At 70.4% G+C, this 8,451-nt stretch carries 7 protein-coding genes; 2 read left to right on the plus strand and 5 right to left on the minus strand.

From position 1 onward, the window contains the following. Positions 1-158: 158 nt before the first annotated feature. Positions 159-572: a hypothetical protein gene (locus tag ABZ848_RS49320; RefSeq protein ID WP_360843647.1), complete on the plus strand. Its 414-nt coding sequence runs from the start codon at positions 159-161 to the stop codon at positions 570-572. Positions 573-593: 21 nt separating this feature from the next. Here the strand turns inward: ABZ848_RS49320 and ABZ848_RS49325 are convergent, their stop codons facing one another. The 4 genes from ABZ848_RS49325 to ABZ848_RS49340 form a co-directional block, all read right to left on the minus strand. After that, positions 594-1,193, minus strand: a complete 600-nt coding sequence (locus tag ABZ848_RS49325) for a hypothetical protein (RefSeq protein WP_360843661.1) — start codon at positions 1,191-1,193, stop codon at positions 594-596. A 195-nt stretch (positions 1,194-1,388) separates the two neighbouring features. After that, complete coding sequence (locus ABZ848_RS49330) at positions 1,389-2,192, minus strand: hypothetical protein (protein ID WP_360843649.1); 804 nt, start codon at positions 2,190-2,192, stop codon at positions 1,389-1,391. A gap of 194 nt (positions 2,193-2,386) precedes the next feature. Further along, positions 2,387-2,578, minus strand: coding sequence for a hypothetical protein (locus ABZ848_RS49335; RefSeq protein ID WP_360843651.1), 192 nt, complete (start codon positions 2,576-2,578; stop codon positions 2,387-2,389). A 153-nt stretch (positions 2,579-2,731) separates the two neighbouring features. After that, positions 2,732-3,625, minus strand: a complete 894-nt coding sequence (locus tag ABZ848_RS49340) for a CopD family protein (protein WP_360843654.1) — start codon at positions 3,623-3,625, stop codon at positions 2,732-2,734. A 497-nt stretch (positions 3,626-4,122) separates the two neighbouring features. Here ABZ848_RS49340 and ABZ848_RS49345 point away from each other — a divergent pair, with 497 nt between their 5' ends. Next, positions 4,123-4,248: a hypothetical protein gene (locus ABZ848_RS49345; RefSeq protein ID WP_360843656.1), complete on the plus strand. Its 126-nt coding sequence runs from the start codon at positions 4,123-4,125 to the stop codon at positions 4,246-4,248. 430 nt (positions 4,249-4,678) lie between these two features. On the opposite strand, the gene ABZ848_RS49350 is transcribed toward ABZ848_RS49345, so the two are convergent. Continuing rightward, positions 4,679-8,451, minus strand: a 3,773-nt coding sequence (locus ABZ848_RS49350; RefSeq protein ID WP_360843658.1) for an AAA domain-containing protein, incomplete at its 5' end; no start/stop codon positions are given.

An 8,451-nucleotide genomic window follows, 5' to 3' on the forward strand; every position in this document is an offset into this window, starting at 1 on the left:
CCGCCGCGCCCGCACCCGCATCACTGGGTCGCTGCGCCCGCCCCCCCGGCATGGCCCGCAGGTGCCTCCCTTGTTGAACCGTCCTGGGGCGTTGCTGCCCGAGGCGCCTCGGGCAGCAACGGTTCGGCACCGGCACTTCGCACCATCGGGAGATCCACATGCAACAACCTCTCCGGCCCGGTCCCGGCGCCGTGACCGCTCGGCTGCGCGAAGCCCTGGACACCGCCGACTGCCGGTCGCTGGCCGACGTCCTGCATCCCTACGTGTGCTGGAACCCGTCCGACGCAAGCGGCAACGGCTGCCACACCCGCTCCCACGTCCTCAGCCGGTGTGCTCGTCTGCACGCTCTCGGGCTGTGGGCCCGGATAGAGGAGACCTTCACCTATCCGGCCGCGGTGGTCCTCGGCCTCCGGATCCACGGCACCGTGCCGCCGGCCGACCCGCAGAACGTCGCGTACCACGTGTTCGACGTAGCCGACGGACTCGTCACGCGCATCACCTGCTACGCCGACCGCGCCCAGGCCCTCGACGCGGCCTTCCCCGGTGCCGTGGCGGAGGGCCTGGGGCGCTGAGACCCGCCCAGGGTGCGGCGGTCAGGACACTTCGACCCGTGCCTGGAGCCGAACCAGTCCGGCCACCCCGAACTGCAGGGACAGCGGGAGCGTGTGCCGGGTGGTGACGCCGTGGACGTGATGGAGTTCCACGCGCGGACCGTCGCCCCGGAAGGCGACAGCGGTGCCGGACTGCAGCAGGATCCCCGCCGTGGACAGTGACCCGTTGCCCTCGGCCGTCTTACCGCCCTCCAGGACTCCCCTCCCCATGTCCGGTGTCGCGACCATGCCCAGGTGCTCGGGTACCGCGCCGTCGTTGCGTATCGACATCGTGAGTGAGCCGTCGCCGGAACGATCGAGGTGGGCCACGGCACCAGTGATCGTCAGATCGACGTCGGCCGTCCGTACGCTGAGGCGGCCGGGGGACGAAGTGACGCCCGGCGTTCCGGCACGGCTCGTACCGCTCTCGGGGCCGCTGTGGTGGCCGGTGCCGCCGCAGCCGGCGGTCAGAGCGATGAGCGCCGAGGACAGGGCCGCCGCGGCGACGGTGCGGTGGCGCCCGACCCTGTTCTCCGTCCTGGCATCGTGCCGATCTCGGCTACGGCCGTGCAGCCGGCCCCGCGTGATCGGCAAGCGCTTCACGGGGGAGTGGCGAGTGAATCCGGATATGTCCATGGTGAGCTTTTCCCTCCGTGCCCAGACGGAGTTTTCGGGGATGCCGAGGTGGCTGAGGCGGGGGGCCGTCGCAGAGGGCCGGATTGCTGCCGTACGCGCGAGATTCATCCGATGGCAGAGATGGCGGTCTCGGCGGTCCTGTCATGCGCGGACGCGGGAAGTTCAGACTGCAGCGGCCACCGTGGGCGGGCCGCGACGGACGACGCACGCGGACAGGAGCCGTGAGCGCAGTCGGCGGGTGCCGACGCACGCACGGGGCGCGGCGAGCGCGCACCGCATTCGCCTCAGCAGCGCGACGAGAGGTACGAGTACCGCAGCGACGGTGACGAGCAGGTCGCGCAGCGTCCACAGCAGGACGAGACAGGCCGTGTGGCCCGCTGCCGACGCCGGGAGCCGGACGGTCAGCCAGAGCGCGGCCTCACCGCGGCGCAGCACCCAGCCCGTCGCGACGACCGCGGCCGCGTGCGCGGCGAGCATCGGGGGCGTGAGCATCGAGCCCAGCGTCATCGCGTGCCCGCCGTGACCGGCCATCCCGGCCATGGCCGGGACACCATGTGCGGCGTGGGCCGGGTCGATCCGTGCCTGCCGCAGAATCCGCGCCGCGCTCTCCGGCGTGAGACGGGCCGGTCCGGCACCGCACAGGATCCGTTGCGCCAGAGCCACCACCTGAGCGGACCGTTCGGCGGGAGCGGACGCCACGGAACCCTGACCGAGGGAGAAGACCAGGTGGAGGCAGATCTCACCTGCGAGCAGACCGAGCGCGATGCCGGGCAGCGAGCGCTCCCGACCGGCCAGCGGGCCCACCACGCACACCACGCCGGCCCAACCGGCCGCCAGGGACCACACGGGGACCGCGCTTCCGGACACCAGCACGTGCCCGCTCGCGGACAGCGCCACGCACACCGCTGAGAACACCGCGGCCCTCAGCAGTCTCAGATCGGTGGCAGCCCGTACTGGGACGTTCATGGCGCACGTCACTATTCCAGCCGCCGGGGTGGCGGTGACCGTCGGGGTGTCCGGAGCGGGCTTTCCCGACGGTGGCCCGGCCCAGCTGTCCGCCGGAACGGGCCTGCCGGTTCGTCAGGCGGCTCCTCTCCTTCCGGCCGTACGCGCTCCGCGCATCGCGCCTACGGCGACGATCAGCCCGCCGGCGACCGCCGTCAGGACGGCGAGTGCGGTGTCGCGGCCAAGTCCCAGGAACGTGTCGTCCGCGTCCGCGCCGTCGCGGACAGGGTCAGGCCCTTGCAGGCAGCGGAACCGGACACGGCCCGGGCGCCGTCGGCGACCTGGAACTGGAACGCGTTCGACTGGGTGTCGCCGTCGGCAGCAGTGCCCAGGGCAGTCGTCGTCACGCAGACAACGCGAACACCGGGGCCCGTGCCAGACTCCCTGACGTCAAAAGCCCGTGCCTGGCCCTTGTCGGGCTGCCGTTGGATAGCGGACGACATGACGTTCGTGTTCACGTCCCGGTAGACGATTTCCCCGGAGATGTCCGCGTCGGGCGGTCATCGGTCGACCTCCACCGTCTTCTCCACGGTGACCTGGTCGATCTCGGAGACACGGACCGTGGCTTTCATCGTCCAGGTCCCGGCGATCGGAAGGTTGAGGGTGTCGGAGCCCCAGTAGCCGCGTTCGTCGACGAGTTCCGCGTCCAGCGGGCCGATCTGCCGGTCGCCGAGGGTGAAGGTCAGACGCAGTTCGGGGATGCCGACGGCACCGTAGACGATCGCCTCCACGACGTTCCGGCCGACCCGGCCGGGTTCCAGGGTGACCTGAACCTTGCCGCGTCCGGACAGGGTGTTCTTCCCGGTGTCGTACGGGATCAGGGTCAAGGACACCTCGGGCTGCCCGGTCACCGAGGTGGCCGAGGCGGTCTCGGCGGCACGGCCGGTCTCCGTTCCGGTGAGTACCGTCGTCAGGACGAGGACCAGCACGCCGACCGCCACGTCGGCCAGGACGGACCTGCGCAGACCGCGTCGGTACGGCTCGGACCCCGCCCCGTGCGGGCTGTCCCCGTCCACGGGGGCGGCGGGAGGGCTGTCGGCGTGGCCTGCGGCCACCAACACCCGCTCCTCCTGCGGAGTGTGCAGGAGGCGGGCGGTCCAGCGCCGGGAGTACGAGGCCGCCGCCAGCATCACCAGCACGGCCCAGATCTTGAAGACGAGGATCCTGCCGTACGACGTGGAGAACGCGTCCCAAGAGCCGAGACCTCTCCCGGACTGGTAGACGCCGGTGGCGGTCAGGACGGCCACCGAGGTCAGGGCGATACGTGAGAAGCGGGCGACCGCGACAGGCGGCAGCGGATCCTCGGCGGGGGACCGGTACAGCGCGAGCAACAGCGCGGCCAAGCCTCCCAGCCACACAGCCATGGCCAACAGGTGCAGCGTGGAGGAGACCACCGCCACAGGCACCTGGATCCCGGCGGAGGCGTGCTCGGCCGCCGCCCAGGTGGCAGCCTGGCCAGGGCGGAGTTCTTGGCCCCACCTTGAGGCGACTCGCGCCGGCCCCACCCAAAACGGACACAACCCGGGGCGACTTCAACTGGCCCCGGCACTCGCCAGGGAGAAGGCTCTGAAGTGGGGCCACGGCAAGCCGCCCTCGAACGCCTGAGTGGAGCCACGCCGGGCCGCTCTGCGGTGGGGCCAAGGACTCCGCCCTAGCCAGGCAGCCAGACCGAGGACCAGCACGCCACCGGCAGCGAGGGCCGGCCGGCCGGACAGCTGCTCCAACGGCCGACTCCGCACCAGGACGACCACCACCACGAGCAGCACCAACCGCGTCAGCAGCGCGAGTCCCGGCCTGGCTGGCGACCGTCTGCCACAGCGAGCCGGGATCGAACAGACCGCCCAGCCCGTCACCGCTGTCGTAGGGTCCGCGCAGCAGCACGAGCAGGACCGTGGAAACGGACAGCGCCCACCACCCGATCCGGAACGGCCGCCGTACCGCGCGCACGGCCGTGGCCGAGCGCCAGCAGGCCAGGACGAACACGGCGAGGCCGATCAGCAGCGCCAGCCCGGCGTAGGCGACGTAGCGGCCGACGCCGTACAACGCACCCACCCTGGGATCCACGGCCGGCGGGGGAGCGGCGACGGTCCGGGTCGCAGACGGTTTGCCGACCGGCACCGGTTCACTTTTCGAGCGTCGCCGACAAACGACACCATGGCGCCCCACCTCCACCTCGCCACGGTAGAAGTACGACGGCACCGCCCACACGTCAATCAGCGTCTTCCCAGCTCAGCTGTCCCTCGAAAGGATCCGCACCCAACGCGGAATCCGCCGGGGCCGAGTCGTGCTCTTCTCAGCTTGTCCTGGGCTGTCCAAACTTCACGACAGGGACGGTTGAGGGGGGGAGGCGGCGATGGTTGCTAGGCGTCAACAGGGCTCGACCACACGTCGCTGGCGAACGTCAGCAGTGAAGCCGGTCGCGCCCGTACTGCCGGAGCGCCTCTGGGTCAGCCGGTGCTGGTGTCGTAGAGCCGCCATGCCGGGTAGCGCCGGGCCTGGCCGCCTTGTTCATCGCTGTCCAGGAGTTCGCGGCGGCGCAGCATCAGGCGCAGGTGGCGTGCTTGGTCGGCGCCGTTGTCCGGGCCGGAATCGAGCAGGACCGCGTGGGGGCTTGCAGCATCCGGGGGCCGCACGAGTAGGTCGGCCGGGTGTCCGTTGATGCTTTCGCCGAGTGCCACTGTCGTTCCGGGCTGTGCTGCCATGGCCTGGTAGAGGCGCCGGACCAGGTCGCCTGCTGCGCGGTCGTCGGAGCGGGGGCCGCTTGTGGTGGCGGCGTTCAGGAGTTCGGCGGCGACACCGCCCCGCTCGCGCCACAGGTTCATGTCTCCGACCACGATGAGGTGGCTGCGGGCGCGCGTGATGGCGACGTTCCACAAGTTGAGCTGGCGGTGGACCCAGCCGATGGCGCCTGCGTGCATGCCCTCGCCTGCGACGAGGGAGAAGACCATGACGTCGCGTTCCCCTCCCTGGAAGGTGTGCACGGTGCCGACGCGCACGCGCTGCTGGTCGTATTGCCGCAGCCGGTCGCGGAGGTCGTCGGCCTGCGGCTTGAACGGCGTGACCACACCAATGGTGGCGTCCTCGGGGAGCTGTTCGAGCAGGGTGCGAACGAAGCTGTCCACCTGTCCGATCTCGTCGTAGTTCACCCAGGAGCCGCCGTACGGGGGCCGGGTGGCTCGCCCGGCAACGTGGGACCAGAAGATGGATCGCCTCGGCAGGGACGGCCGGCCCCGGGTGTCGGTGAGGACCGTCAGGCCCTGTTCGTAGAAGAGTTCGTTGGACACGGCGGCGATGTCCGGGTGGCAGCGGAAGTGCTCGTCGAGGAGAAGCGTGCCTCCGGCGGCCCGCTCGGCCGCGTGGAACGCGGAGTGGCGGCGGTAGGCGAGACGATGTTTCTCCAGCCAGGCGGAGCGCAGGCCGTTGTTACGGCGGATCAGGACCTCGCGCTCCGGGCCGATCTTCGCGATGTGCGGAAGCTGCATGGCGTCCCCGATGACCAGGGCACGCTTCGCCCGGAACAGCAGCGGGAGCACGTGCGGGATGGCGCACTGGCTGGCCTCGTCGATGACGACCAGGTCGAAGAGGGCGGCCCCAGGAGGAAAGCGGCGGGCGGACAGGCCAGTGACGGCCCAGCCGGGGGCCGCGGGAAGTACTTCGCGTATGGCGGGCCAGTCGGTGCGGTCGCTGTCCCGGGCGCTGAGAAGGTTGAGGATGCGCTGACGGCCGGCGCGGGCGTTGGTCCGCACCGCGCTTTCGAGGAGGGCATGCGAGGTGTTCTGCACGTCGGCCTCGGCAGTGTCGAGTGTCGTGGCCAGTGCCGCGTCATCGACCTCGGCAACCTGTGCGTATCCGCTGTGCCAGGAGGCTTGCGCGGCCACGAACCCGGCGAGAGCGAGGCAGCCCTCCACGCGGTCACCGTCGAAGCGTGCCAGTCCGATCTTGCGGAGGAAGCGGGTGCGGCGCCAAGAGCCGAGGAACCGTGCGTGAGCCAGGCGTCGTGCACGGGCTTCCAGCTGGTCCAGGCGCTCTGCCTGCGGGAGCTTTTCGGCGAGTTCGGACACCGACAGGGCAAGTTGCTCGGCGTGCTGCTCGCGCAGTCCGCCGGCCTGCCACTGGTCCTTCTCGCTCTTTGCGATGTGGGCGAGGCCTTGGCGGACGCGGGCCAGGTGGCTGAGGGCGATGTCGACGTCCATGGCGGCCGTGGTCACGTTGGGCACGGGTTCCGGCGCCGTGCGCAGGATGTCCAGGCCTTTCGCCTCGGTCTCGACGTAGTTCCCGGACTTGGCGCGGGCCGAGCCGGTGCGTATGACGCTTCCGGGTACGAGGTTTTCGCAGCGGCGCCAGACTTCGTCCACGGCCTCGTTGTTGTTGGAGGCCACAAGGACACTCTGGCCGCTGGTGATCGCTGTGGCGACGAGATTGGCCACGAGCTGGCTTTTTCCGGTCCCGGGCGGGCCGGTGGCGACGGTCAGGCGCCGGGTCATCGCGGAGCGCAGCACGGCGGCCTGGGCCTCGTTGCAGGGCAGCGGCGTGACCAGCCGTGGTGGCTCTGGTTCCGGCGCTGCCAGTGCGCGGGCGCGTTCCGCCGCGTCGGGTGAGAGGGCGGCGAGTGCGGTCGCCTGGATGCGTTCCGGCTTTCCCGCGATGTCGGCGAAGTCGTCGAGGAGCTTCTTCGTGTAGGCGGTGTCGGGCAGTGCCGCGAACAGGACGGCGGTATTGCGGGCGCCGTGACTGGGCGTGTGGGTGTCGATCCGGTCGGCGAGCTGATCGGGGTGGAGTTCCTGGACGCACGGCAGCTCGAACTCCTCCATGAGGAGTTTGCCCGCTTCGACGGCCATACGGTCGTGCTGGCCGCGATGCCAGGTGGGCTGGAAGGTGTCGGCGAGTTGTGCGGCCTCCTCCTCGCCGAGCCAGTCCCGGGCCAGCTGCGGGTGCGGCTGGACGGGACCGTAGGGCTTGAGCCGCACCTGGCCGCCTTCGGAGACGATCTCCACACGGCGGATCAGCAACGGGGCGAACTTCGGGTGCCGCCACGGCCGGCCGCCGCGCGGTCCGGTCACGACCACGGCCGGGTAGCCGGCCCAGAGTTCGGCCTCCTGTTCGGTGGCGGACTCGATCAGAGGGCTGGCCTCTGCCGGGACGGAGATACAGCCGTCGTCGTCGACATCGCCGGACAGAAGGCGCTCCGACCCGGAGAGGCAGACATAGGAGGAGTCCCGATCGCCTACGGACATCAGCGGTGTATCGGTCTCGTCGGACAGCACGCACTCGCGGTAGTAGTCGAGCAGACGGGGCCAACTTGGCTGAGACTGCGCGGACTTGCGAGTGCTTGTCTGCTCTGCCTGTCCAGGTGCCGAGACGGTCCGGCGGGTGAGCGGCACGAGCAGCGGCGCTGCTCCGAGCGGGCAGTCGGCGAGGACGATGCGGTCATCGACGCCGAACGCGGACTTCACCGGTACCTGGCGGGCTCCCTGGGCCCGCATGCGCCGGTTGACGTAGTGAAAGAGGTCCTCTACGGACACATCGCCCTTGCCGTCCTTGCTCACCTTGCCGGTGCGCAGGGCTTCTATGACCTCGGCGGTGAAGTCGGACGGCCGCACCTCGGCGGTGCCCGCCACATCGGCGTACGAGTCCTCACCGGCCCGTGAGGATGACAGCACGTACGTGCCACGGCTGGTCAGCAGGGGCTGCTCAGCCGACTTCGCCACCGAGTCGGGCTGCCGGTCGGAGGTGCGCAGGCCCACGGCGAAGCCGCCGCTGCGACAGCAGTCGATCATCATGACCTTCTGCGAGGCCCAGCACTGTTCGAGCTGCTCGTTGACGAAGCCGGCGCTCACCGCTGTCTCGGCGATCCGGTCGAAGTCGGTGTCCGTGGCGATGAAGTAGAACTCACCGCCGTCCCGGACGAGTCGAGCGCCGTGCCCGGACACGTACACAAGGGCCAGTTCGTCCTGCTCGCAAGCCTCCAAGAACTCGCTGATGACCTCCCGCATGTCATCGGCGGCCAGGTTGTCCCGGGAGGCGACGGAGACGAACCCGCCGATGTTGCGGTGCTGCAGGACCTGTTCCATGCCCCAGATGTCGGCCTGTGTGGACGGCAGGGGCGGGAAGCGGCCGTCGTCGTAGTGTCGACGATCACGAAATTCCCCAGGTGGGGCGGGTTCCGCGTCACGTAATTCCCCACCCCCGCGGTCACGTAATTCCCCATGGGGACGACGGG

It is taken from the genome of Streptomyces sp. NPDC047081 (assembly GCF_040643775.1).
Taxonomy (GTDB): Bacteria; Actinomycetota; Actinomycetes; order Streptomycetales; family Streptomycetaceae; genus Streptomyces.

Bases quoted from the DNA above. Each gene is read 5' to 3' on its own strand.
- ABZ848_RS49330 (WP_360843649.1), bottom strand. From the start codon at position 2,192: ATGAACGTCCCAGTACGGGCTGCCACCGATCTGAGACTGCTGAGGGCC.
- ABZ848_RS49320 (WP_360843647.1), top strand. From the start codon at position 159: ATGCAACAACCTCTCCGGCCCGGTCCCGGCGCCGTGACCGCTCGGCTG.